Genomic DNA, 23,551 nt, shown 5'->3' on the forward strand with positions numbered 1-23,551 from the left:
ATCTATCACAGGAATAATCAAACAGCTACAGGTGCGCGCAGGGCTCCTTGCGGTTCGTAATCAACCACCTCAAAATCGTCGAAACAGTAGTCGAATATTGTCGGCGGCACCCTTTTCAGAACAAGTTTCGGTGCGCCCGCTGGTTCACGCTGTAGCTGCGCTTCCACCAATTCGGTGTGATTGAGGTACAGATGCGTATCACCGCCGCTCCACACCAGCTCACCCGGCTGCAGGCCCGCCTGCGCTGCAATCATGCGCGCCAGCAGCGCCGCACCGAACAGATTGAAGGGTAGCCCAAGCGCCACATCGCAGCTGCGCTGATACAGCAGGCAGTTGAGGCGCGCGTCCTCCCCTTCCCCCGCCACGTGGAACTGATAAGTCTTGTGGCACGGTGGCAGCGCCATCCGGTCCAGCTCCGCCACGTTCCACCCTTCGATGATGTGGCGGCGGCTGCCAGGATTGGTCTTCAGGCTTTCCACCACCTGCGCCACCTGGTTGATGCCGGGGCCTTTCTGATACCTGCCATCCGGCCCGTAATCATAGGTGGGCCAGTCCACCCATTGCTTGCCATACACCGGGCCCAGATCGCCCCAGTTGGCGGCGAATGCCTCATCCGCCACGATCCGCGCTTCGAAATCCTTCTGGCTGATATCCTCGCCACTCGCCTGCCGGTACTTCGCCAGCGGCCAATCGCTCCAGATCGTAACGCCCTGCTGCAACAGCGGGCGGATATTGGTGTCGCCCGTCAGGAACCACAGCATCTCCTTGGCGGCGGCTTTCCAGTAGACGCGCTTCGTCGTCAGCAGCGGAACATGGCCGCCACCAAGATTGAAGCGCAGCATGGTGCCGAACACTGAACGGGTGCCCACCCTGGTGCGATCCATGCGCTGATCCCCATGCTCCCAGATATGGCGCATGAGATCGAGATATTGCCATTCGGGGTGGCGGTCTTGGGTGGTGCTCATGGCAACCTCGCTACCACCGGCACCGCCCTGTCGCCAAGATCACATGCCGTGATATTCCCGATACCAGTTCACAAAGCTGGGAATGCCTTCCTCGATAGAGGTGGTGGGTGCATAGCCAAGATTGCTGCTGATCGCATCGATATCGGCATAGGTGCGCACCACGTCACCCTTCTGCATGGGCTGCCAGTCGATCTTCACCTCGCGCCCGCATGCCTCGCCCAGCAACTCGATAGCCTTGGTCAGCTTCTCACTGCGATGGTTGCCGATGTTGTAGATCGCATGCGGTTTTACCGATCCGCCGGGCTTCGCCGCGCCATCATCCGCCGGAGGATTGTCCAGCACGGCAGTGACGCCTGCAATGATATCGTCGATGAAAGTGAAATCGCGCCACATCTCACCCTTGTTGAAAACAGGGATAGGCTCGCCCGCCAAGATCTTGCTGGTGAAGATCCACATGGCCATGTCCGGCCTGCCCCACGGACCGTAAACGGTAAAGAAGCGCAGACCCGTTTGCGGAATACGATAGAGGTGGGCGTAGCTTTCGCTCAACATCTCATCCGCGCGCTTCGTGGCGGCATAGAGCGAAACGGGGTGATCGGCGCGGTCGTCCACGCTGAATGGCACCTTGTCATTGCCGCCGTAAACGCTGGACGAACTGGCGTAGACCAAGTGCTCCACCTCTCTGTGCCGGGCGATCTCCAGCATGTTGGCATGGCCCACCAGGTTGGACTGGATATAGGCAGCCGGGTTCTCCAGCGAATAGCGCACGCCAGCCTGCGCACCCAAATGCACGATGCGATCCAGCTTCACGCCGTCCAGCGCCGCCTCAAGTGCGCCCATGTCGGCAAAATCGAGCGGAGCAAAGGTGAAATCGCCGCCCAGCTTTTCCAGCCGGGCAAGGCGTGCCTGTTTCAGCGAAGGATCGTAGTAATCGTTCAGATTATCGATGCCGAATACGGTATCGCCGCGCGCCAGCAAGCGCTCGGCCAAAGCCGCGCCGATGAAACCCGCCACACCTGTGACCAGTACTCGCATTCGTATATTCCCTTCGATCAGATACTATTCGTCGGCTGCCTAGTGGCATCGCATCCACTGCTTCGCAACGTGTTACCCCCTCATTCCAGACTATCCCCCATCTGCGCCAGGGCCGGCTCATTATTGGCGCGCACGGCAGGCTTGCCAGCGCCAGACACTATGCCTATAGGGCCGCCTCTGCCTCGCGGAGGGTTCACCCTTCGCAAGCACCGGTCGGGGAGTAGCTCAGCCTGGTAGAGCACTGTCTTCGGGAGGCAGGGGCCGGAGGTTCGAATCCTCTCTCCCCGACCAACTTTCGTCGTTTCCGACAATAAGCCGCAGAATTCCGCCGTTTTCCTTCAACCGAGGAAATCGGTCTGGAGTCCTGCTCGCCGCTTTTGTCGCACGGCCCTTTCGCTTGTTAACAATCCGAGCGTAGTCCCGGCTGAGCGCGGCGCAGGCGGAGATGATGACTGCGCACCCTCCAAGTGTCTCGATTGCGTGCTGGAGTAGCCTAACCGTGCCCCTACCGCGGTGCGGACACCAGCAGCTCTGCCCGGCGGCTCTGCCAATCGTTCCGGCCAGTTGGTTCCGGCGCTTCGCTGAAAACCTCGAGGTGGATCGATCCTTCCGGTGCGCCCAGCCCTTCAAGGATGCCGACGATCTTCTCCCCTCTCTGACGGGCCATCTCTTCTCGCTCTACAAGAACTTCGCCGTTGTCGAGCAGGTTCGCGCCGCGAAACGCACGGACCGATATCTGCACGCCGGGCGTGGCTTCGGCCAGGCGGGCAAGTTCCAGCATGACCATGGCATCTGGGCCGGAAGCGCGATCTCGCTCGAAGGGGAAGTAGATGGTTTCCGTCTGTCCCAGCGCCACTTCCGGCACGGGCAACGCGCGCAATCGCATGATCTGAAGGGAGGTTGACGGATCGGCGAGGATCATTGCGCGCTGTTCCTCTGTGATGTCGGGCCGACGTCCAAGTTTCAGCGCGATAATTTCCGGTGTGGCAGGCGCGATCTCGTCACATTCGAGGGAGAGTTCGGGCAGGACCGAGGCGCGTCCCTCGATCTTCACCCCGCCGCATTCCTGCCCCTCATCGCTCACGTTGCCTTCCACCAACAGCTTGTGACCAAGCTGCGGCCGGCCCCAATCGGGAGGAATGGACACGCCGTACCGCTCACCATTGTGCCGCACGAAGAAGCAAACGTCGCTGCGCTCCCCGGTGTCCTGCGCCACGGGGCATGCGACAAAATTCAGATACTCCTGAGCCGAGGCCGGAACGGCGACCGTCATGGCGCATAAGGCGAGGATGGGAGCCAGTTTTCCGGGCATTCTCATAGCACGCTCATGAAATTGATCAGATCCTGCTTTTCCTGATCGGTGTAGCGGATGTTGAAGCGGCGATCGTAGAAGTCCACCATCTCGCGCAATGTGTCGGCCTCTCCGCCCATGAAATAGGGTGCGCGGGCAGCAAGGCCACGCATCTGCTGAGTCATGCTGGCACCGATGTCGCTGCACCTGCCCGTCACCAGAGCGCGGCCCGGATCGTGGGTGTAGATAACTCTGCCGAGATAGGACTGCGGCACAGCATCATCGTGACAGGTCGCCTTGAACAGCGGCAGGTCCTCGCGCCGGTTCCACGGCCAGTTGTTCAGCCCCAGGTCCATGAAGCCGGGTGCAAGGTCCATGCCCGCCAGAACGGTGTTGTGACAGCCCGATGCGCAGCTGCGCTTGAAGGGATTGCCCAGACCCTTGTCGTTATAAACGCCCACGTCCTGGATGAAGAAGCGCTTGTCGAAAAAGACATTCGCACCGCGGGCGACGGATGCCTGGAATTCCTCCTGCGGGGTCAATTCCTCGCCTTCGCTGCGCTGGTTTAGCCACATGTTGAAGGTGCCAAACACCCGGTTGACCGGATTGTTGCCAAGTTCGCCGGGAGGGCCATCGCGCATGGCTTCGGGGCCAAGGCCCGGCGGCGTGCCGAAACCGCCCAGTTCGCCTGCCTGGTTGCTGAAGCCTTGCGCGACGTAGATCGCGCGCTCGAACTCCTCGATCTGGCGAAGCTCTTCCTCGCTCAGCTTGGCAATCATTTCCAAGTGGGTGGAGCTTGCATCGCCCGCCTGCCCGCGCAGGGTGGGCAGCCTGCCGTCCGACATCAGCTGCACGGATACGAACTCGCCGGTTTCCGGGTCGGTCGGCAGCAGGCTCTTGTCATTGTACATGAAATATTCGTGCGGGGTCACGCCGTTGGGCAGCGTGAGCATGTACTTCATGTTCGCCACCGGGCGCGGCCTGCGAAAAACGGACACAGCGGGATCGTCGCTGAACATGCCCCATTCGGGATCGAGGTTGCAGCCCGTGGGATCGCTGACGACTTCCAGGTCAAATTCCGGTTCGATCACCGTGCCGTCTGCCGCGCGAGGAGGCCACGGGCGCGGAATGCGGAACAGGCCCTTCGTCAACAGCAGCGAATGGGATGCCTCCTCACCTTGCGGCAGGCTGGGGCAATTGGAACCATCGACCGCCGCGAACAGCGGGTCTTTGCCACCCGTCGCATCCCACTGCGCCTGGATCGTCTTGGCCGAAAGGCTCATCGCGTCGGACGGCTGGTGGCAGGTGACGCAGGCGCGCCCGTTCTCGCCCAGTGGCTCGAAGAAGGGGTGGCCTGCCGTGTTGATGGACTCGCCCGTGTTGATGAGGCGAAGGCGGCCTTCCTCGTTGGGAAATTCCAGCGTTTCGCCGATCACGTGTTCTTCGCCCGGCCCCCACCACTGGCTTCGAGGCTCCTCGGCACCCTGGCTCATGGCGGCAACGCCGAACGTCAGCGATGCGCCCACCAGCAGGGCGGCTGAGATACGGTTGAGAGAAAGCTGGGTCATTACCTGTCTCCGCGCGTCGGTTGATGGCGGTAAACTGTCCCGTCTTTCATCACGAACCGCACGTCTTTCACATTCGTTATGTCGTCAACAAGATTGCCGCCCACCGCCACGATGTCGGCAGCCACGTCCACCGCGATCGTACATCGCTTGCGCAAGGCCAGCCCGAGGGTCGTTGCGAAAACATTCATTCGGGCGCGCGGTCCAGCAACTCGCGTTCCTTCATCCATTCCAGCAAACGTCCGCCCCACAGATCCGGCGTCATGGTGAAGTTGGGAACGTCATAGACGTGCAGCTCCGCATGCTCGCGCTCCGCGATCCACATCTGGAACAGCGCGACGAGGCCGTCCGTCACCGGGCCGTGCCAGGCCTCCGTAATCAGGAACAGGGGCGGCGCGTCCTCGGGCACGGCGATATCCTGCAGGGCAGGACCGAAGTTCGAGATGATGAAATCGGGGGTCGCCCCCTCCTCGCCTGCCATCATGGTGCCGAAAGCAACGCCGCCACCTGCTGAAGTGCCGAACATGCCCACGCGGGCTGGATCGATGTTCCACTCTTCGGCGCGACTGCGCACGAGGCGGAGCGCGGCCTGTCCATCATTCACCGCCAGGCGCAGCACCTCGTTCATCGCCGGGTCGTCTGGCGACGGATTGGCATTGGCGTTGCGGATTTCCATTTTGGGAAATTCGGTTGGTCCCGATGCAGCCGGACGCGGTGCTGTCGCCTGAGCGATTTCTTCCGGCGTGCGCTGCAACGTGCGATATTCCAGCACGATCACGGCCACGCCCCTATCGTTCATCATCTTTGCTGTTTGCTGGATATACGCACCCATGCCCAGCACGCGAAGTCCGCCGCCCGGCAGCATGACGATGGCCGCGCCGTCTGCCTTGTCGGGCTCTGGCAGGAAGACCTGCAAGCGCGGTTCTGTGGTGTTGTAACGCTCCTCTCCTCCATCGGCGGAGTGCACCACCAGCGGCTCCGACCAGTTCTGCGAACCAGGAGCAGGCCCATCATAGAGGTTCAGCATCTGCTGCTGCGCCGTGGCCGCGCAGGAGGGGAGAAAGGCGAGACAGGCCGCGCCAAGGGCAGTAAGTATGGTCTTGCGGCAAATCACCTCAGAAGCCCTTTGTTTCGTAAGTCCATTCCGCATTATCGCACAGGCCGCAGTTCTCGCCGATGAACCAGCGCGAAGCGGCCTCGTCCCCGCGCAGCTGCCACTCCAGCCATTGCACCGCTACAGGAGCGACCGCGCCGCCATTCGGCTGCCGGAAGGTGCCGCCGTGGCCCACATCCAGATTGGCAACGGCCACCGGCACGTTATTGATGCGCTGAAAATCGTCCATGCCATTGGCGAAGGCGATGTCACTCTCGCCGCCTAGGATATAGAGAACCGGCTCATGAAAATTGCGCAGCTCCTCCTTCGCGACGGAGAAGCCGGTGATGGGATTGAAGGCGTCCGGGTCCAGCACGCCGCTGTTGTGAACGATGGCGGTGGCGATGCGCGGATCGGCGGCAAGCCTGATCGCCTGCAGGCCGCCACAGCTATGCCCGGCGACTGCGACCATCTCCGGATCGATCAGGCCGTGAAAAGGGCTCTCGGCACGGTCGTTCTCTGCCAGGATCCAGTCGAGCCCGGCAAGCAAATCTGCGGGCAGCGTCTGCACTGGCGGGAATGATCCATCGCTATGGGGTTCACGCGGCGGAGCGGTAAGCGCGCCCGGACCGCTATACGCCTTGCCCGGTGCAATCGCGATATAGCCGTGGGAGGCGATTTCCAGCAGGTGGAAACGGGCGGATGTGGCATCGGCGGAACAGCCGCCATTGCCCCACAATACTACGCCAAGCTTACCATCGTCCACAGCGCCCAGGTCTTGCGGACGATAGACGATGTGATCGGGCAAGTCTGGCCGCACGTCGCGGATTGCGGGATATGGCCCGGTGCCCGGCATATCTGGCGCCGCGGCAAAGGCTGCATCGGATGCCGCGCGCGCTGCGGTTTCGTCAGAGTGCGTGACTGCCTCATCAACAGTTGCGCAGCCCGCCAGCACGACGGCAATGGCAAGAATGGCCGGGCGCGGTTGGGCAAATTTCATAATTCTCTCCGAACGTCTGATGGAAAAACGGCCGGCAAGCGTAACGCTTGCCGGCCGCCTTGCCTAGAAACCGGCGCGCAGGCCGATTGCGATAGTGCGACCTATCGGGCTGTGGGCATTGGGATCGAACGCCAGATTGCCGTTCTGCACATAAGGCGGATCATTGTCGAAAATGTCCTGCACATCCAGCGTGAAGGTGACGCTTTGCGTGAAGGCAACCGGCTGTTCCAGCGTGTAGCGCAGAGCGAGATCGAACTCGGTATGCGACGGCACATCCTGGATCGGCGTGACGGAATCATTGTCATAGCTGCCATAGTGATTGACGAACACGGTTCCTGACAGGCCGCCGACTTCCGCCCCGGCATAAGCGCGGGCGATGAAGGATGCCGGGTTGTTGATCGTATCCAGCACATCACGCAGCGGCGTGCCGGTGATGATCGAGCGATCGAAGGACAGGATCTTGGTGGCATTCACGCCCACGCGCCATGAACCCCAATCGGCGAAGCTTTCGTAGCTGCCGATGAATTCAAGGCCGTCGGTCTTGTTCGCACCAAGGTTCACCTTGCGACCGTCGACAATCGCCTCGACATCGGCGGGGGATGCCGGCGGCGGGCTGAACAATCCGCCCGCGATGATGGCGTTCACCAGATCGATGGGCGGATTGAAGGTGACAATCGGTGCAAGTTCCGGCTTCTGCAGCGCCAGCAGGTCATTACCCGGCGTGGCGATACGGTTGGTGTAGTCCACGTTATAATAGGTGACGGACAGGCTGAGGCCGTCAATCGCGTCTGGCTGCCAATCTGCACCCAGAGACCAGGTGGTGGCTTCTTCCGGCTGCAGATCAGGATTGCCGCCGCGAATAAACAGCACGTTGCGAAGGTTGTTGTTGCTGTCCACCAGCGGTCGATACTGGTTGAAGGGCAGGCCCGTGTCGGACAGCGTCGGCGCGCGGAAAGACGTGCCATAGCTGCCGCGCAGGGTCAGCGATTCCACCGGGCGGAAGGTGACGCCGAACTTCGGGTTCACCGTATCGCCCACGTCGTTGTAATCATCGTAGCGAACGGCTGCCGACAGGTTGAGTTCGGGGCCGTTGCCGCCGATGACGGGCACGAAGACTTCACCGAAGACAGAGTTGATCTTGCGATCGAAATCGGTCTGGAAGGGCGCGAGATCCTTGAAGTTGATCTCCTGCCTTGCAGCACCCAGAGCCACGCGAACTTCGCCAGCCGGCATTTCAAACAGCGGGCCGTCGACCGAAGCGCCGTATTCATGAATGCCGTAATCGGTATCCACGCGGAAGGAGCCCACGAACGAGTTGATCGTATCGGGGTTGTTGTTGCCGGTGGAGCTGAAGGGATTGAAAGCGGTGGCAGGGTTCGGATCGGCCAGCGCGGCGGCCAGCACTCCGCCCAGCGGACCGGAGCCCAGGTTGCGCGTCAGCGACCGTTCCTTGTCATGGCCATAGGCGTAAAACACATTGGCAGACCAGTCTGCGCCCAGCTGCGCGTTCAGGCCGCCCGTGATGTGATAGGCCTGCTGGGAAGACGGGCTGCGCTCTGTGCCCAGTTCGTTGATGAACGAATATGCCACTGTCACGCGTTCACCCGGTGCGCCGGGATTTACGTAGAAGGGATTGGATGGCGGCACGTCGAACTGCGCGGCCAGTGCGGGGCCGGCCAGCACGCCGTCACGCTCTGCATAAAAGCCCTGCGCATAGAATTCGATGTTGGGCGTAATTTCCTGCTCGAAAGTTGCGGCAACGCTGTAGCGTTCCTGTTCCGGCAGGACGCCGGCACCCAGATAAGCGCTTTGCAGATTGCGCGTGCCAGCGGTAAAATCGCCGGGCGTCAGGTTCTCTCCATCGCCATCGGGGATGGCATAGCTGACACCGCCCACGGTGATATTGCCGGGCGCGGAGTTGGTGGAACGAAGGTCCGGCCCGCCGAAGGGGGTGAGATCGTCGGTGTAGAAATCGCGTTCCGACGCGAAAAGCGTGCCGCGCTTGTTGTATTCACCAGCCACCATGACAGATCCGGTAGCCCAGCTTTTGCCCAGGGCTAGACCAGCCTGATATTCCTCGAACCCGTCAGCAAACTTGACGCGGCCCATTGCTTCGGCACCGTCAAAATTCTTGCGCAGCAGGATGTTCACCACACCGCCCACAGCGTCAGAACCGTAGATGCCGGAGCTGCCATCGGCCAGCACTTCGAGGCGCGCGATTGCCATCGTCGGGATGACAGAGGGATCGAAGAACTGGCTCTGCGTGCCCGCAGCGGGCAGGCGGCGGCCGTCAAGCAGCGTCAGCGTGGATTCCGTGCCTAGGCCGCGCAGGTTGATGCCGGTGCCGAACGTGCGGTTGGCGTTCTGGTTGTTGGCGGAGGTGAACGATGCGTCAGTCGCGCCGAAGTTGAAGACCTGCGGCAGTTCTGAAAGCAGTTCGGTCGTGGTCGACGCGGAACTTGCCTCGATATCCTCGCGGCCAAGGCCGATCACCGGCGAACCAGTCGGCTCAATACCGCGAATGCGGCTGCCGGTCACGACGATTGCGGGCACAACTTCTTCCTCGATCCCGGCACCGGCATCCTGCGCCAGCGCTGCACCGGGAAGGCACAGGGCAATCAGGGAGCCACTGCCAAGCAGGGCCGCGAAGTTCGAATTCAGGGACTTTCTCATGGTAATCCTCTCTCTTGCGTCCGGCATTTCGCCGGTTGGCTTTCTGGCATTATCAACTGGGTTAAAATCGGTGTAGGCTTTGGGTGGGTTGGGTTCTTTGCAGGCCATGGTTCACATCCATTCCGGCTCTCTGTGGCTGGCTTGCGCGCTCAGGCGGATGGCGGCGTTTGCCGCGCCGAAGGCATCGTAATCGCGGCGTTGCACCACTTCGAAGAACACCCGCTTGGCAACCGCGCGGCTGTAGAACTGGAAATATTCGCCCTGCTCGTCGCGGTCGTAGAGGATGTTGCCTGCGCGCAGCCGTTCGAGCAGTTTAGGCTCCAGCCCGAAGCGCGCTTCGATATCGTCGTAGTAGTTCGGGCCGATCTCGAGCAGCGGCAGACCGGCTTCGGTCGCAGATTGTGCCGCCTTGAAGATGTCGTCGGTCGCCAGCGCAATGTGCTGCACGCCAGCGCCGAAGTAGTTGCGGATGAAGCGCGAGCTCAGCGACTGATGGGCCAGCGATCCGTTGAGGGTAAAGCGCACGCTGCGATCGGCGTTCTGCACGGCCTGGCTGTAGATCAGGCCCATCGGATCGGCGATTTCCAGTTGCGCCGTCGTATCCATATCGAACAGCGAGTGGTAGAACAGCAGCCAGCTGAGGAATTCGCCCTGCTGCATGGTTTGGGCCACGTGGTCGATCCGGGTCAGAAGCGGAGCGGTGCCTTCTTCCTCTTGCTGGTGCGGAAATTCCTCCGCCCACATCGCTTCGCTTTTCGCCGCGTCGACAAGGTAGAGAACGCTGCCGCCCATGCCGCGAACACCGGCGATATCCCATTCGTCGGGGGCCACGGCCTGCTCGAACCGCTGGATGCCCAGCGCCTTCGCGCGTTCCATGGCTGCATCTGGGTCGGTTACGCCAAGGCCGATGGCACAAACGGAGCCGCCGTGAACCACCTCATGGCTGTGCGCATGGCCGTCGGGCTCAGAATTGATGACGAAGTTGATCTCGCCCTGCTTCCACCGGGTCACATCCTTGCTGCGATGCTTTGCGACGGGCGTGAAGCCGAGCGCGCGGAAATATTGCGCGAATTCTTCCGCCTCTTCGTCGCTGGCGGCAAATTCGATGAACTCAGTGCTGGTCGCGGCTACGCGGTCGGGCAGCACCGGTTGGCGACCGGAAACACGCACCGCCTCGTCCTCCAGAAAGCGAAGGGAGCGATGGCCGTCTACCGCCAGCTGGCTGGCGGCGCCTGCACGGAACTGATCATTGAAAATCTCCAGACTGAACCACCCGTCGTAACCTGTGCGCTGAATGGCGGCGACATATTCGGCCACGGGCCAGTCGCCCTGCCCCGGCAGTACGCGGAAATGGCGGCTCCAGCTGAGGGCGTCCATGGAGAGGCGCGGCGCATCGGCGAGCTGCACGAAAAACAGCTTGTCACTGCGAATATCGCCGATGCTGCTGCTGGGAATGTCGCGCGCCAGCGAGTGGAAGGAATCCAGCACCAGCCCGACAGAAGGATGATCCACGTCGCGGACCAGCGACCACGCATCGCGATGATCGTTGACGTGCCGACCCCACGCCAGCGCCTCGTACCCGATGCGCTTGCCATGCCGCGCCGCCAGTTCGCCCAATTCACCCAGGTCATCCAGCATGCGCTGGCGGTCCGGCAGGGCGGCGGGAGAGCAGTTGGAGCACAGGAGCACTAGATCGGTGCCGAGCGCGTCCATGATTTCGAACTTGCGCTCCATGCGTGCAAAGGCTGCGCTGCGCTGAGGCTCGGGCATGCCTTCAAGATCGCGGAACGGCTGGAACATGGTGCATTCCAGGCCCAGGTCGCGCATCATCTGCGCAATCGCCTTGGCATCCTGCGGCGCGCCGATCAGGTCGTTCTCGAAAATCTCGACTCCGCCAAAACCGGCGTTCGCTGCAGATTGCAGCTTGTCGGCCAGCGGGCCGCTGAGGCAGACGGAGGCGATGGACGTCTTCATGCCGCGCTCCGCTGCTGGCCAGTCAGCGCGGCCAGCATACGGTCGCGATCGGGCTCTACCCCGGTAAACTGACGGAACGCTTCTGCCGCCTGGCCAACCACCATCGGCGCGCCATCGGCAGTGGCCATGCCGCGTTGCCGTGCAGCCTTCAGCAATTCGGTTTCACGGGGAAAATAGATCACGTCCGCCAGCCATTGGTCTTCGTCAAGCAGAGCAGGGTCAAACGGCATTCCGGGATGCTGAGCCATACCCACCGGTGTGGACTGCACCACGCCGCACGCACCATCAATCGCACCTGCGGCAGATGCACAGGCGATGATCGTGGCTTCCGGGAAGGCCGAGCGAAGGCGCTGTTCAAGCGCCTCGATCCGCGTGGCGGAAGCATCGTGAATGCGCAGTTCGCGCGTGCCCGAAGCGAGCAGCGCAAACGCTGTAGCCGAGCCTGCTCCACCGGAGCCGATCTGCGCAACGATATCGCGCGGCTCATCCGGCAAGGCCACGTCGAGCATGAACTGGAAGCCGATCCAGTCCGTATTGCTGCCGATCATGCGCCCGTCACGGAAGGTTACGGTGTTGACCGCGCCGAGCGAGGCAGCGGTGGGATCAATGTCGTCAAGCAGGGGTATGACGGCCTGCTTGAAGGGATGGGTGATATTGACCCCGCTGAAACCGCCATCCAGCAGTTGGTTCAGCTTGCCGGACAGGGCATCGTCAGCCAGCCCCAGCAGATCGAAATCGAACAGCTGGTAGGTAAGCGCAAGGTCAAGGCAGGCAGCTTCGGTCTCGTGAATTGCCGGGGAGGAGGATGCAGCGATCCCTCGGCCCAAAAGCCCTACCTTCAGCGGAGAATTAGTGCCCGTCATGCTCGCCGCTCCGGAACGGCGACAAGCAGCACCAGCAGGCCGGCAAGGACGGCGGGCACGGCATAAATGGCAAAGATCGTTCCAACCGGAAGATCGGCACCGACGAGATAGCCACCAACCAGCGGCCCCAGTACCGCCCCGATGCGGCCCACGCCCATCGACCAGCCGATGCCGGTGCTGCGGATATCGGTGGGATAGAACCGCGCGGAAAGCGCCCAGAAGCCATTGAAGCCGCCCTGCACACTCACACCAACGAACATTGCCGAAAGCAGCGTCAGCGCCAGTGGCATCGATACATTGCCAAAGATCAGCATGGCCACGGCAGAGGCGAAGAAGAACAGCGATATCACACGCGGCAGCGCGAACCGCACAGCTAACCAGCCCATCGCGCTTGTGCCGAGAAAGGCACCAAGGTTATAGGTCGCCCCGGCGTAGATCGCCTGATCAACCGGCAAACCAGCGCGGGTGGTGAGTTCAGGGATCCAGTTAATCACGAAATAGAGGACGAAATATCCCAGCGCCACGGCGAGCCAAAGGATGATGCCGGACCGCATCCGGCCATCGTCAAACAGGCGCAGCAAGCCGATCTTGTTCGCAGTGTCTGGCTTCGGCGGCAGCGCGTCAAGCGGCTCATGCCCCAGTCGCGCACCAAGCTTGTTAGCGCGTTCCAGCGCATTCTTCGGCTGGCGACGCAGCAGGAAATCGAGCGATTCCGGCATGACGATCAGTGCGATGACCAGCAGGCCGAGGCTGAGGAGCCCGATCATCAGCAGGACCATGCGCCAGCCATATTCGGGCAGCAGCGCCACTGTGAGAAACGCGGTGATGATAGACCCGAAGGGCCAGCCCGCCTGGACGAAGCCGACAGCAAAGTCGCGATAGCGGGCGGGCGCGAATTCAGATGCCATGGCCGTCATCGTGACGCCGATCGTTCCAACACCAAGGCCAATCACGAAGCGAGCGAGCACCATCGCCTGAACCGAGTGCACTTGCGATGAAATCACCATCGCCACGGCGACGACGGCCAGCGCACAAATGATGAGCGGGCGGCGACCGAAACGGTCTGCCAGCGGCGCGATGAGCAGACAGCCACCGGCCATGCCGGCAAGACTGGCGCTGAAGATGATGCCGAGATCTGCGGGCGCGATCGACCATTCATCGGACAGCACCGGCGCCACGAAGGACATCACCAGAAGGTCTGCACCGTCAAGCATGTTGAGCAGGAAGCACAGGCCCACAGCAATAATCTGCACCGGCTTCCACTCGGTAGAATCGGCAGTTTCAGGGATGGCAGCGGCCGCGTTCATCAAACGACTCGCGCCGCGCTGTTGGTGCTGATTGCAATCATGACGTCCTCTCGCTTCGCCCCCGTTATCCGGGAAGGTCGAATGGAGCGCATCTAAACATACCGTCCGGTACGGTCAACAACAAACATACAGGTTGGAATGTTATTGCATCAGGCCATTGCCCTTGGCTATGACACGCCGCAAGAACATATAAGACGAGAGAGTGGAGAGTTTTGGCAGAGGCAGCGGTCAAGGAGCGGCGCAAGCGGAACGCATCGGCAACACGTGCCGAACTTGTGGCCGTGGCGACCGAAGAGTTTGCCGAAAAAGGGTTGGCAGGCGCAAGGGTAGAGGAAATCGCTTCGCGCACTGCCACCAGCAAGCACATGATCTACTACCATTTCGGCAGCAAGGACGGGCTGTATCGCGCCGTGCTGGAACAGGCCTATGACGAATTTCGGATCGCCGAAGGATCGCTCGATTACGACGATCTGCCGGCGCTCGATGCGCTAACCGCGCTTGTCGGTGCGACGTTCGACGTGCACGCCCGGCGTCCGCAGATTGTTCGCATCATCATGGCCGAGAACATAAATTGCGGCGAGCAGATCCATTCGATCGACAGCTTTCAGCAGCGTGAGCTGGCGCTGGATACCATGCGCCGAATTCTGGATCGCGGCGCGGCGGACGGCACCTTGCGAAGCGGGCTGGACCCCTTGCAGGTGCACCTTACCGTCAGCGCGCTCTGCTTCCACTACATCGCCAATGTCCACACCTTCGGCCACGTATTCGAAATCGATGCCCACTCCTCCACCGAGATGGAAACCCGCCGTGAGGAGATCATCGCAACCATAGTCAATCGCTGTGCGAAGTGACGGGAAAGGAATGAAAATGATTAACAGCAAAGCCGTTGCACCCATGTGCCTGGCGGCCCTACTCGCGTCATGCACCGGCATGGGTTCGACACCGCCTGCCAGCGCCGGTGCAGACGCGACCGCATTTTCCGACAGGTGCGCCGCACTGGGCGCACAGCTGATGTCGCAGGCGCCGGTGCGCGATCTCGTTATCCAGACCAGTGCGTGGCAAGAGAACCTGGTCCTCGAAGGCGAAGGCTCCGATGTGCAGGCCCCGCTGCCCGCACATTGCCTTGTCGAGGGTTACTATGGCGAGCACGAGGGCCAAATCGGCGGATCATACCGTACAGCTTTCCGCATGCGCTTGCCGCTGGACTGGAACGGGCGCTTCCTGTTCGAAGGCGGCGGCGGTTCCAACGGCGTGATCCGCGAAGCGACCGGCATAAACGGCCCCGGAAACACCACGGCGCTGGATCGCGGCTATGCAGTGATCGCGCAGGACAGCGGACACGACAATGATCGCAACAATGTGCCCAGCCACGGCGGAGTGATGGCATTCGGCCACGATCCGCAGGCCCGCGCAGACTATGGCCATTCCAGCCTGAAACCGACTTACGATCTTGGCCAGCACATCGTCTCCACGCTTTATGGCCGCGACAGCGAAACCAATCTTTTCTGGGGCTGCTCCAAGGGCGGGCAAGAGGGGATGGCCTTCGCGCAGCGCTATCCCGATGCCTTTGACGGGATCGTGGCCGTGGCCCCCGGCATGGCGCTGCCCCGCGCCGCGGTGGCACAGGCATGGGACACGCAGGCACTGGCGGGCGTCCTTACCGCGCGCGGCGAGAAGCCTTCGGTCGAGGGCCTGCGCACGCTGTTCTCCGATCAGCAATTCGCGCTGGTGAGCGATGCCACACTGGAAGCCTGCGACGCCATCGACGGCGCGCAGGACGGCATCGTCGCGGCAATCGGGCAATGCACCACCGCTCGCGTGGAGCCGGAACTTCGTGCGCGCCAATGCACCGCGCAAGGGGCAAGCGATTGCCTTGAGAGCGCGCAGGTGGATGCAATCCTGAAAATCATGGACGGCCCGCGCGATGCAGATGGCAAAGCGCTTTACTCCGACTGGGCCTGGGACGGGGGTGTTGGCGCAACGGGCTGGCAGGTCTGGAAGACTGGCCTGGTAAACGGTCCGCCGTCGCTGAACGTCGTATTGGGCGGCAATGCGCTGGCTTCCGCCTTTACCACTCCGCCCACGCCAATCGCGCCCGATCCGGAGCAATTGCTCGCCTGGCAGCTGGCGTTCGATTTCGATAAGGATGCTCCGGCCATCTATGCGGTGCAAGCTCCGTACAAAACCAGCGCCTGGCAGGATGTCGGCATGCGCTCCACCGACCTATCCGCCTTTCGCGCGAATGGCGGAAAGCTGATTGTGCCCCACGGCAGCAGCGATCCCGTCTTCTCGGTCCTCGATACGATCAACTGGTGGAACGAGGTCAATACCAAGACCGGCGGAGACGCAGCCAGCTTCGCAAGGGTGTTCCCGGTTCCCGGCATGAACCACTGCCGCGGCGGACCATCGACCGACCAGTTCGATTCCCTGTCTGCGCTGGAAAGCTGGGTCATCGACGGGAAAGCGCCAACCTCCATTTCTGCGACTGCTAGCGACGAAACGCCATGGCCGGGTCGCGAAATGCCGCTTTGCCCATACCCGCAAATCCCGCTGGCAAACGGTGCGGACGGCTATCGCTGCGCTCGGCCCCAGATCTGACAATTGAACGGAGTTTCTACCATGCGGGCAATTTTCATCGCGGCAACATGCCTGGCGTTGTGTTCAGGCCATGCTGCCTCTGCGCAGCAGGAAATCACCATACAGGAGGCGCGCACCATTGCCTCTGAAGCGCGCGATGCCGCGACGGCAATGATACCGGACCTGCCCGGAACAGGCCCCTACCCCGCCACCTATGAAATCCTCCCCGATTTCCCGGATCACGTTATCTTCCGGCCAGCTGATATGGATGGCCTTGGCGACGAGAAGCTGCCGCTCATCGTCTGGGGGAATGGCGGTTGCCAGGACGATGTAGGCAAGTATCGCCTGGCGTTGCTGGAAGTAGCTTCACACGGCTATGTCATCGTCGCGCCCGGCGGGATTTACTCCGGGCCACGGGCCGATATTTCGAACCGGCGCACGCAAGAGGAAGATGGGGTCGCTCCCGGAAAAACCAGTGCAAGCCAAATTGCTGAAGGTATCGACTGGGGCATTGCCGCCTCGCGCGATGAAGGCAGCGCCTATTTCAACCGGCTGGATACAGACGCGATCGGGGTTTCGGGGCGCAGTTGCGGCGGCGGCCAGGCGATCAGGGTGGCGGCAGACCCTCGCGTCAAGGCAGCCGTGTTCCACAACACCGGCATCATCATCGAAGGCGAGTTCGTGATCGACGGAAAGGTGATGCAGAAGTCCGAACTGGACGCACTGCACACGCCGGTGCTGTACATCATGGGCGGCCCCTCCGACGTTGCCTATCCCAACGGCACGGACGATTTCTATCGCATCGATCACGTTCCCGTGATGCTTGTCGACGTGGATACCGGCCACCTGGGCACTTACCGAGATCTGTTCGGCGGTCGTAACACCCAGATGGAGCTTGATTGGCTCGACTGGCAGTTGAAGGGCGATCAGACAGCCGCCAGAACCTTCGTCGGTCCGGCATGCCGGCTCTGCCTGCAACCGGATTTGCGCGTGATGAAGAAGGGTATCGACTAAGGCTTGCTGCATCTCAGGTTGCGGAGTGGTGTGCCGTCCGATAGCCAAGGCTTTGCATAATTCGATCGTCGCAATTGGCCAAAACCGTGCCGCGCCCCTTGTAATCGATCTGCAACATCGCCATTGGGTCTGCGCTGCTGTTACAAACGGAAATCGATGAACTTCACCCATCCCTATTTGAACGGTGACGGTGACGACAAGCTGCGCGAAGAGTGCGGCGTGTTCGGCATCATCGGCGGGACTGACGCCGCTGCCGCTTGCGCATTGGGCCTTCACGCCCTGCAACATCGCGGGCAGGAAGCCGTGGGCATAACCAGCTTCGACGGGGCAGAATTCTATACCCGTCGCGGGCTTGGCCATGTGGCCGACAATTTCTCGTCCGAAGATTCGATTGCGGAACTGCCCGGACATATGGCTGGCGGCCACGTGCGCTATTCCACCACGGGTGGATCGGGCATGCGCAATATTCAGCCGCTCTATGCAGATCTGGCCAGCGGCGGCTTTGCCGTGGCCCATAACGGCAATATCTCCAACGCGATGAAGCTGCGGCAGGAACTGGTCAGCAAGGGCGCGATCTTCCAGTCCACCTCCGATACCGAAGTCATCATCCACCTGGTGGCGACCAGCCGCTATCCCACCATGCGAGAAAAGCTGGTGGACGCGCTGCGCCTCGTGGAAGGCGCCTATGCGCTGATCGTGATGACACCGCGCGGCATGGCCGCCTGCCGCGATCCGATGGGCATTCGCCCGCTGGTGATGGGCAAGCTGGGCGATGCCGTGGTGTTCGCCAGCGAAACCGTGGCGCTGGACGTGGTTGGCGCGGAATTTACCCGGCAGGTCGATCCCGGCGAATTCGTCGAGGTGGATTTTGACGGCAATGTGCAATCGCACCGGCCCTTTGGCGAAACCCGCCCTCGCCCCTGCATTTTCGAACATGTGTATTTCAGCCGGCCCGATTCCATCTTCAACAAGCGCAGCGTTTACGAGAGCCGCAAGAACATCGGCGCGGAACTGGCGCGCGAAATGCCCTGCGATGCCGATCTGGTGGTGCCCGTGCCGGACAGCGGCGTGCCCGCTGCCATCGGCTATGCGCAGGAGAGCGGCATCCCGTTCGAACTGGGCATCATCCGCTCCCACTATGTGGGCCGCACATTCATTCAGCCTTCGGATGGCGCACGCCACGCCGGGGTAAAGCGCAAGCACAACGCCAACCGCCTGCTGGTGGAAGGCAAGCGCATCGTGTTGATCGACGATTCCATCGTGCGCGGCACCACCAGCCTGAAGATCGTGCAGATGATGCGCGATGCGGGCGCGGCGGAGGTGCATTTCCGCGTGGCCAGCCCGCCCACCGGCCATGGCTGCTATTACGGCGTGGATACGCCAGAGCGATCAAAGCTGCTGGCAGGCCGCATGGATCTGGCCGCAATGCAGGAATTCATCCAGGCAGACAGTCTGGCATTCGTCTCTATCGACGGGCTTTACCGCGCGGTGGGCCTGACAGGGCGCGACAATGCCTGTCCGCAATATTGCGATGCCTGCTTTACTGGCGAATATCCCACTCCGCTCACCGATTTGACGGGGAAGCAGGACAAGGACGCGCAGCTTTCACTTCCAGTCAACAAGGTCGCCTGAATGACTGATAATCAAGAGCAAAAGCCACTTGCGGGCAAGATCGCGCTCGTCACCGGGGCAAGCCGCGGCATTGGCGCGGCAACGGCAAAAGCGCTGGCCGCCAAGGGCGCGCATGTCATCCTCACCGCGCGCAAGGTGAAGGGGCTGGAAGGCGTGGAAGACGAAATCCACGCGGCCGGCGGAACCTCCACCATCGCGCCGCTAGACCTGACAGATGGCGAAAGCATCGGCAGGCTGGCGCAGGCGGTGGCAGAGCGCTGGAACAAGCTGGATATCATGGTGATCTGTGCGGCGCAGCTGCCAACCCTGACGCCGGTCACCCAGATTGACGGGCAACAGTTCAACCAGGCTCTTACCCTGAACGTGCTTTCCACGCAGGCGTTGCTCGCGCATTTCGACGCCTTGCTGAAGCGGGCCGACGCTGGCCGGATCATCGGCCTCACCAGCTCCGTTGGTGCTCAGCCACGGCCCTTCTGGGGTGCTTATGGCGCCAGCAAGGCCGCGTTTGAAAACCTGCTGGAATCGCACGCGAAGGAGATCGAACGGATTTCCGAAATTCGCGTCGCCATCCTGGATCCGGGCGCGACTCGCACGGATATGCGCGCGCGTGCCTATCCGGGCGAAGATCCCGATTCGGTGAGGCCGCCAGAGGTGGTGGGCAATCGCATCGCGGAAATGCTGACGGAAGATTTCCCCAATCTCCACCGTATGCGAGTGGAAACGCCGCGTTAACCACTTCGCTTAGCGTCCTGTTAGGCAGCCTCCGACATTCTGTGCAAAGCAAGGCCGCACCTGCGGGCTTGCCGGATGAAACCACAGAAAACGGGAAACGCGCGCGATGAGCATGCAAAACACCATGGGCCGCTATGATATTGCTGCACAGGAAGATCGCAGTGCTCCTCGCACGAAGATCATGATTCCTGCCCAGTTGCGCGGATCGGGCATGCGCGCGTTTCAGACGGTGGTGAACGATCTTTCCCTGTCCGGATTTTCTGCAACGGCACTGAACCGGATGCATCCCGGATCGATTTGCTGGCTGACCCTGCCCGGCCTTGAATCCCTGCAATCCGAAGTGGTGTGGTGGGAAAACGGGCAGTGCGGCTGCGCCTTCACCAACCTGCTGTCACCCATCGTGCATGACAATGTCCTGGCCCGCTTCCGCGGCGATGGCAGCTATCGCGGCTGATCTAGCCCAGCCAGTGCTTCCGATTGGCGGCATGGCGCAATTTCATCAAAACGCTGCCCAGCACCAGTAATCCCGCTGCAATCGTCGCGAATTCCAGGGAAGGCGCAGTCTGTCCCCCCGCCGCATAGATGGCAATGAGGGCCCACAGGAAAACGCCTGCATAAACGGGATTGCCCCGCCCTCGCCATACGGCGACCGCCGCGATCAGGCCGCCAAGCCCGATGACGCCTGACGCCAGCATCACCTTGTCGCTGTTCGCGCCCACGCCGTAATACACCAGCGTGGCCGAGATATTCACGATGCTCGCCGCCGTCAGCCACGCGGCAAGCGCGCTGAGCGTAAGGACGACGATCCAGCGTTCCACTGTCGTAAAATCCCGGTCCAGGTGAACCAGGGTGCGGTACACCATCAGAATGCACACCAGCGAGAACAGGATGATCACGACGGATGCGAACGTCAGCGCGTAAACCTGCGTGTAAAGCGCCCACAGTCCATTAAGGGCAAAGGCACCTGCCGCAGGCCAGGCCACGCGGTTCAGCAATGCGCTGTGCCGTTGCGACGGCAGAGCCTGATAAAGCGCGAAGACTACGGAGCCGAAGAACAGCGGCCCCCAGATGGCAAAGGCCCACCCGGCAGGCGTGATCAGCGTGCGTGTGGCATCTGAACGGCTGCCGATATCTTCCCCGATGCCGAAACTTGGCAGAAAGGTTGCGCCCACCTGCAATATCACGGCGAGAATAACCGCGAAGCGCTGAAGCGGGCTGCGCGGATAGGGTGTGCGTCTTGGAGAAGTACCGATTGCCATGGGTGGATCGTTAGGGAATTGGCCGAGTTACTGCCAGTTATATTCTTGCGCAGCCTGCAACATTTATTCTCTCACCATCGGTTCTGCCGGGCCGCCTACGCGAATGCCGGTTTCGCCGCGCCGCGCATCTATTGCCGCCTGCACGGCAGCGTAAAAACGGTTACGATCTTCGCCCGCGCCATCATTGCCGGTGGACTGGCGCCAATTGGAATTGGTGGCGATCACCAGATCGCGGCTCGGATCGATCAGGATGCCCTGACCGTACAAACCGCTGGCGGCATAAACCCCGCCCGGATAGGTCCACCACTGATAGCCGTAGCCACGCCCGAAGCGGCCTGTCTCAAACGCTGGCTGCGCCGCCTCTGCAAACCAGCCTTCGGGCACCACGCGTTTGCCGCCCGCCATCCCTCCGCCAAGGGCAAACAAGCCAAAGCGCGCCATGTCGCGGGTGCTGGCCTGAATGCAGCAGCCTGAAATCTCGCTGCCACTGCGGGACAGGATCCATGTTGCATCCTGTTCCATGCCAAAGGGCGCCCACACCTTTTCGGAAAGATAATCGGCCAGGTTCTTGCCCGTGGCCTCCCTCACCAGAACGCCGATCAGATTGGTCTCGCCGGTGTTATATTGCCAGCGCGTGCCCGGCTCCGCATCGCGGGGAAGCTGGCGCATATAGTCCACCAGCGCATCGACGTTTTCGTCCTCCGGCTCATGCTCGGCGAACAGCGCCACGTCCGATTGCGGGTCGCTGTAATCCTCGTTCCATTTGACCCCGCTGCTCATGGTCAAAAGCTGGCGGATGGTGACATCGTCATAGGCAGAGCCGCGCATGTCCGGCAGATATTTGCTCACATTGTCGTCAAGACTTTCAATATCGCCATCGGCCAGTGCCGCGCCCACAAGGGTTGATGTCAGACTTTTGGCGACAGAGAAGCTGGTCCATTTACCGTTGGCGCTGAAATCCAGTCCGTAGCGCTCCATCACCACCTTGCCATCATGCACCACCACCACGGCGGCGGCATTCTGGCGCTGCATGAAGGCGCCCATGTCGAATTCGCCAAGGTCCAGAGGCTGCCCCTCTGGCAGTGGATAGGTAGCGTCACCCGCCTCTATCACGCGCGCATCCGCAAGGGCGGGAAAGGCATCCAGCGCGCGGAATGCAGCGGTGCGGGTATCCTCCGGCCAGAACAGCACATCGCGGTCTGTCGGCATGTTGGCGATCAGCCCGCGCTGATCATCATCGAGGGAAAGCCAGAAGCCACCGGCGCCCAGCGCCAGCACGGCGAAGATACCCAGGATCCACTTCATTATGACACGTCTTTCACCAGGGTGACCTGGTGCACATCGATGCCACCGCCGCGAAAACCGCCTTCGCAATACATGAGGTAAAACCGCCAGAGATCGCGGAAGCGCTGGTCAAAATCGCTGGGCAGGCGGCCGTCATGATAGGCCTCGTCAAACCGCGCGCGCCAGCATGCCAGCGTTTCGGCATAATCGATGCCGAAATCTTTCTGATTGGTCCAGCGCAGGCCGCGTTGCTCCGCAAGGCGGCGAAATTCGCTGGTGCGGATCAGCATTCCGCCGGGGAAAACATAGGCCTGGATGAAATCGGCGCTGGCGGCATAATCATCGAAAATGGCATCGGCGATGGAGATATACTGGATCGCCGCACGCCCGCCCGGTTTCAGGTTGCGGGCGACACAATCCATGAATGTGGGCCAGTATTCCCGGCCCAAAGCCTCCACCATTTCAACGCTGACGATGGCATCGAACTGGCCTGCCATGTCGCGGTAATCGCATTTCAGAAATTCCGGACCGGGAAAGCGGGTGCGTGCCCATTCCAGCTGGCGATCCGAGATGCTGATCGCGGTAACGTCACGCCACTGCCCCGCCAGATGACCCGCCAGCGAACCCCATCCGCAACCGATTTCCAGCACGCTGCGGGCATCGCCAATGCGGCCGCTCAATTCGTCCCACTTGCGGTGCTGCGCAGCCAGCAATCCATCGCCCGCATAATCCAGCGCGCTGGAATAGGTCATCGTGGGATCAAGCCAGCTGGCGTAGAAATCATTGCCGAGGTCGTAATGCGCGTGGATGTTCTTTTCCGCGCCTTCGCGCGTATTGCGCTTCAATGCGTGCATGGCCCTGGCCGCCCAGCGCCACGGCCCCTTGGCGCGCGCGGCATCGCCCAAGGATACGGCGTTGGCCATAAACAGGGCAAACAGTTGCACCGGATCGGGGCTGGACCATTCGCCCGCTTCCCAGGCCTGATACCATCCCACGGAACCGCCCGTTGCCAGGCGCAGCAGGGCCCGCCAATCGTGCAGCGCCACCTCGCATTCGAAGCCCGGTGCATTGCCGCCCAGCGTTCTCTTGGTGCCATCGGGCAAGGTGCCGTGGATGGTGCCGCTGGCAAGGCCTCCATCGATGGAATCGAGGATCCGGGAAACGGCCGGCACAAACAGGCGCGCAAGCAAGCCAGGCTTCACTCCAAAGCGCTCGCCGCTGTCCAGCAGCACCCCTCCCCTTGCATGTCCCGCATTCATGGCGCGCGTTATGGCGGCGTTGTGCCGC

Annotated in this window: 20 protein-coding genes and 1 tRNA gene; 7 read left to right on the forward strand and 14 right to left on the reverse strand. The window is 61.7% G+C overall.

Features of this window, described 5'->3' with window-relative positions; all coding sequences use genetic code 11:
• Positions 1 to 17: 17 nt before the first annotated feature.
• Together thyA and GRF63_RS09685 are read right to left on the reverse strand one after the other, a co-directional pair.
• A complete protein-coding gene (gene thyA / locus GRF63_RS09680) occupies positions 18 to 965 on the reverse strand; it encodes a thymidylate synthase (protein ID WP_160485801.1) in 948 nt (315 codons plus the stop codon).
• 39 nt (positions 966 to 1,004) lie between these two features.
• On the reverse strand, positions 1,005 to 2,000 hold the full coding sequence (locus tag GRF63_RS09685) for an SDR family NAD(P)-dependent oxidoreductase (RefSeq protein WP_160485802.1): 996 nt from the start codon (positions 1,998 to 2,000) through the stop codon (positions 1,005 to 1,007).
• 214 nt (positions 2,001 to 2,214) lie between these two features.
• Here GRF63_RS09685 and GRF63_RS09690 point away from each other — a divergent pair.
• Positions 2,215 to 2,291: transfer RNA gene (locus tag GRF63_RS09690), tRNA-Pro, on the forward strand.
• A 214-nt stretch (positions 2,292 to 2,505) separates the two neighbouring features.
• Here the strand turns inward: GRF63_RS09690 and GRF63_RS09695 are convergent.
• From GRF63_RS09695 to GRF63_RS09735, 9 genes are all read right to left on the reverse strand, one after another.
• The gene (locus tag GRF63_RS09695) at positions 2,506 to 3,273 is read right to left on the reverse strand and encodes a hypothetical protein (RefSeq protein WP_160485803.1); all 768 of its coding nucleotides are present in this window, start codon (positions 3,271 to 3,273) and stop codon (positions 2,506 to 2,508) included.
• Between the two features lie 41 nt (positions 3,274 to 3,314).
• Complete coding sequence (locus GRF63_RS09700; protein ID WP_237392405.1) at positions 3,315 to 4,859, reverse strand: hypothetical protein; 1,545 nt, start codon at positions 4,857 to 4,859, stop codon at positions 3,315 to 3,317.
• Complete coding sequence (locus tag GRF63_RS09705; protein ID WP_160485804.1) at positions 4,859 to 5,047, reverse strand: hypothetical protein; 189 nt, start codon at positions 5,045 to 5,047, stop codon at positions 4,859 to 4,861. Before GRF63_RS09705 ends, GRF63_RS09700 begins: the two co-directional genes overlap by 1 nt.
• On the reverse strand, positions 5,044 to 5,970 hold the full coding sequence (locus GRF63_RS09710) for an alpha/beta hydrolase fold domain-containing protein (protein ID WP_160485805.1): 927 nt from the start codon (positions 5,968 to 5,970) through the stop codon (positions 5,044 to 5,046). Before GRF63_RS09710 ends, GRF63_RS09705 begins: the two co-directional genes overlap by 4 nt.
• 1 nt (position 5,971) lies before the next feature.
• On the reverse strand, positions 5,972 to 6,949 hold the full coding sequence (locus GRF63_RS09715) for an alpha/beta hydrolase (protein ID WP_237392406.1): 978 nt from the start codon (positions 6,947 to 6,949) through the stop codon (positions 5,972 to 5,974).
• A gap of 63 nt (positions 6,950 to 7,012) precedes the next feature.
• A complete protein-coding gene (locus GRF63_RS09720) occupies positions 7,013 to 9,622 on the reverse strand; it encodes a TonB-dependent receptor plug domain-containing protein (protein WP_160485806.1) in 2,610 nt (869 codons plus the stop codon).
• A gap of 111 nt (positions 9,623 to 9,733) precedes the next feature.
• Positions 9,734 to 11,596, reverse strand: coding sequence for a bifunctional sugar phosphate isomerase/epimerase/4-hydroxyphenylpyruvate dioxygenase family protein (locus GRF63_RS09725; protein WP_160485807.1), 1,863 nt, complete (start codon positions 11,594 to 11,596; stop codon positions 9,734 to 9,736).
• A complete protein-coding gene (locus tag GRF63_RS09730) occupies positions 11,593 to 12,459 on the reverse strand; it encodes a shikimate dehydrogenase (protein ID WP_160485808.1) in 867 nt (288 codons plus the stop codon). The genes GRF63_RS09725 and GRF63_RS09730 overlap by 4 nt, the downstream gene beginning before the upstream one ends.
• Positions 12,456 to 13,766, reverse strand: a complete 1,311-nt coding sequence (locus GRF63_RS09735; RefSeq protein ID WP_160486316.1) for an MFS transporter — start codon at positions 13,764 to 13,766, stop codon at positions 12,456 to 12,458. The genes GRF63_RS09730 and GRF63_RS09735 overlap by 4 nt, the downstream gene beginning before the upstream one ends.
• Positions 13,767 to 13,978: 212 nt before the next feature.
• On the opposite strand from GRF63_RS09735, the gene GRF63_RS09740 reads away from it, so the two are divergent.
• The 6 genes from GRF63_RS09740 to GRF63_RS09765 all read left to right on the forward strand — a co-directional run bounded on the left by GRF63_RS09740 (position 13,979) and on the right by GRF63_RS09765 (position 20,175).
• On the forward strand, positions 13,979 to 14,617 hold the full coding sequence (locus GRF63_RS09740; RefSeq protein WP_160485809.1) for a TetR/AcrR family transcriptional regulator: 639 nt from the start codon (positions 13,979 to 13,981) through the stop codon (positions 14,615 to 14,617).
• 16 nt (positions 14,618 to 14,633) lie between these two features.
• Positions 14,634 to 16,364 (forward strand): tannase/feruloyl esterase family alpha/beta hydrolase, encoded by a 1,731-nt coding sequence (locus tag GRF63_RS09745; protein WP_237392407.1) that lies wholly within the window; start codon positions 14,634 to 14,636, stop codon positions 16,362 to 16,364.
• Positions 16,365 to 16,385: 21 nt separating this feature from the next.
• Positions 16,386 to 17,357, forward strand: coding sequence for an alpha/beta hydrolase family protein (locus GRF63_RS09750; RefSeq protein WP_160485810.1), 972 nt, complete (start codon positions 16,386 to 16,388; stop codon positions 17,355 to 17,357).
• A 156-nt stretch (positions 17,358 to 17,513) separates the two neighbouring features.
• A complete protein-coding gene (gene purF / locus GRF63_RS09755; protein WP_160485811.1) occupies positions 17,514 to 18,989 on the forward strand; it encodes an amidophosphoribosyltransferase in 1,476 nt (491 codons plus the stop codon).
• A complete protein-coding gene (locus tag GRF63_RS09760; RefSeq protein ID WP_160485812.1) occupies positions 18,990 to 19,721 on the forward strand; it encodes an SDR family NAD(P)-dependent oxidoreductase in 732 nt (243 codons plus the stop codon). It begins immediately after the preceding gene.
• A 106-nt stretch (positions 19,722 to 19,827) separates the two neighbouring features.
• Positions 19,828 to 20,175: a PilZ domain-containing protein gene (locus tag GRF63_RS09765; protein WP_160485813.1), complete on the forward strand. Its 348-nt coding sequence runs from the start codon at positions 19,828 to 19,830 to the stop codon at positions 20,173 to 20,175.
• A 1-nt stretch (position 20,176) separates the two neighbouring features.
• On the opposite strand, the gene GRF63_RS09770 is transcribed toward GRF63_RS09765, so the two are convergent.
• The 3 genes from GRF63_RS09770 to GRF63_RS09780 all read right to left on the reverse strand — a co-directional run bounded on the left by GRF63_RS09770 (position 20,177) and on the right by GRF63_RS09780 (position 23,523).
• Positions 20,177 to 20,980 carry a hypothetical protein gene (locus GRF63_RS09770; RefSeq protein WP_160485814.1) on the reverse strand — a complete coding sequence of 268 codons (804 nt, stop codon included), beginning with the start codon at positions 20,978 to 20,980 and terminating at the stop codon, positions 20,177 to 20,179.
• A 63-nt stretch (positions 20,981 to 21,043) separates the two neighbouring features.
• The gene (locus GRF63_RS09775; protein WP_202131670.1) at positions 21,044 to 22,285 is read right to left on the reverse strand and encodes a serine hydrolase domain-containing protein; all 1,242 of its coding nucleotides are present in this window, start codon (positions 22,283 to 22,285) and stop codon (positions 21,044 to 21,046) included.
• Positions 22,285 to 23,523, reverse strand: a complete 1,239-nt coding sequence (locus GRF63_RS09780; RefSeq protein ID WP_160485815.1) for an SAM-dependent methyltransferase — start codon at positions 23,521 to 23,523, stop codon at positions 22,285 to 22,287. Before GRF63_RS09780 ends, GRF63_RS09775 begins: the two co-directional genes overlap by 1 nt.
• Positions 23,524 to 23,551: the final 28 nt, after the last annotated feature.

Origin of the sequence: Aurantiacibacter rhizosphaerae (assembly GCF_009807005.1) — a bacterium.
Lineage (GTDB): Bacteria > Pseudomonadota > Alphaproteobacteria > Sphingomonadales > Sphingomonadaceae > Alteraurantiacibacter > Alteraurantiacibacter rhizosphaerae.

Excerpts from the sequence above, each read along its gene's own strand:
- GRF63_RS09695 (WP_160485803.1), bottom strand. The coding sequence starts at position 3,273 with ATGACGGTCGCCGTTCCGGCCTCGGCTCAGGAGTATCTGAATTTTGTC.
- GRF63_RS09780 (WP_160485815.1), bottom strand. The coding sequence starts at position 23,523 with ATGAATGCGGGACATGCAAGGGGAGGGGTGCTGCTGGACAGCGGCGAG.
- GRF63_RS09715 (WP_237392406.1), bottom strand. The coding sequence starts at position 6,949 with ATGAAATTTGCCCAACCGCGCCCGGCCATTCTTGCCATTGCCGTCGTG.
- GRF63_RS09750 (WP_160485810.1), top strand. The coding sequence starts at position 16,386 with ATGCGGGCAATTTTCATCGCGGCAACATGCCTGGCGTTGTGTTCAGGC.
- GRF63_RS09730 (WP_160485808.1), bottom strand. The coding sequence starts at position 12,459 with ATGACGGGCACTAATTCTCCGCTGAAGGTAGGGCTTTTGGGCCGAGGG.
- GRF63_RS09735 (WP_160486316.1), bottom strand. The coding sequence starts at position 13,766 with ATGAACGCGGCCGCTGCCATCCCTGAAACTGCCGATTCTACCGAGTGG.
- GRF63_RS09765 (WP_160485813.1), top strand. The coding sequence starts at position 19,828 with ATGAGCATGCAAAACACCATGGGCCGCTATGATATTGCTGCACAGGAA.
- GRF63_RS09725 (WP_160485807.1), bottom strand. The coding sequence starts at position 11,596 with ATGAAGACGTCCATCGCCTCCGTCTGCCTCAGCGGCCCGCTGGCCGAC.
- GRF63_RS09745 (WP_237392407.1), top strand. The coding sequence starts at position 14,634 with ATGATTAACAGCAAAGCCGTTGCACCCATGTGCCTGGCGGCCCTACTC.
- GRF63_RS09720 (WP_160485806.1), bottom strand. The coding sequence starts at position 9,622 with ATGAGAAAGTCCCTGAATTCGAACTTCGCGGCCCTGCTTGGCAGTGGC.
- thyA (WP_160485801.1), bottom strand. The coding sequence starts at position 965 with ATGAGCACCACCCAAGACCGCCACCCCGAATGGCAATATCTCGATCTC.
- GRF63_RS09775 (WP_202131670.1), bottom strand. The coding sequence starts at position 22,285 with ATGAAGTGGATCCTGGGTATCTTCGCCGTGCTGGCGCTGGGCGCCGGT.
- GRF63_RS09705 (WP_160485804.1), bottom strand. The coding sequence starts at position 5,047 with ATGAATGTTTTCGCAACGACCCTCGGGCTGGCCTTGCGCAAGCGATGT.
- GRF63_RS09700 (WP_237392405.1), bottom strand. The coding sequence starts at position 4,859 with ATGACCCAGCTTTCTCTCAACCGTATCTCAGCCGCCCTGCTGGTGGGC.
- GRF63_RS09685 (WP_160485802.1), bottom strand. The coding sequence starts at position 2,000 with ATGCGAGTACTGGTCACAGGTGTGGCGGGTTTCATCGGCGCGGCTTTG.
- GRF63_RS09770 (WP_160485814.1), bottom strand. The coding sequence starts at position 20,980 with ATGGCAATCGGTACTTCTCCAAGACGCACACCCTATCCGCGCAGCCCG.
- GRF63_RS09760 (WP_160485812.1), top strand. The coding sequence starts at position 18,990 with ATGACTGATAATCAAGAGCAAAAGCCACTTGCGGGCAAGATCGCGCTC.
- purF (WP_160485811.1), top strand. The coding sequence starts at position 17,514 with ATGAACTTCACCCATCCCTATTTGAACGGTGACGGTGACGACAAGCTG.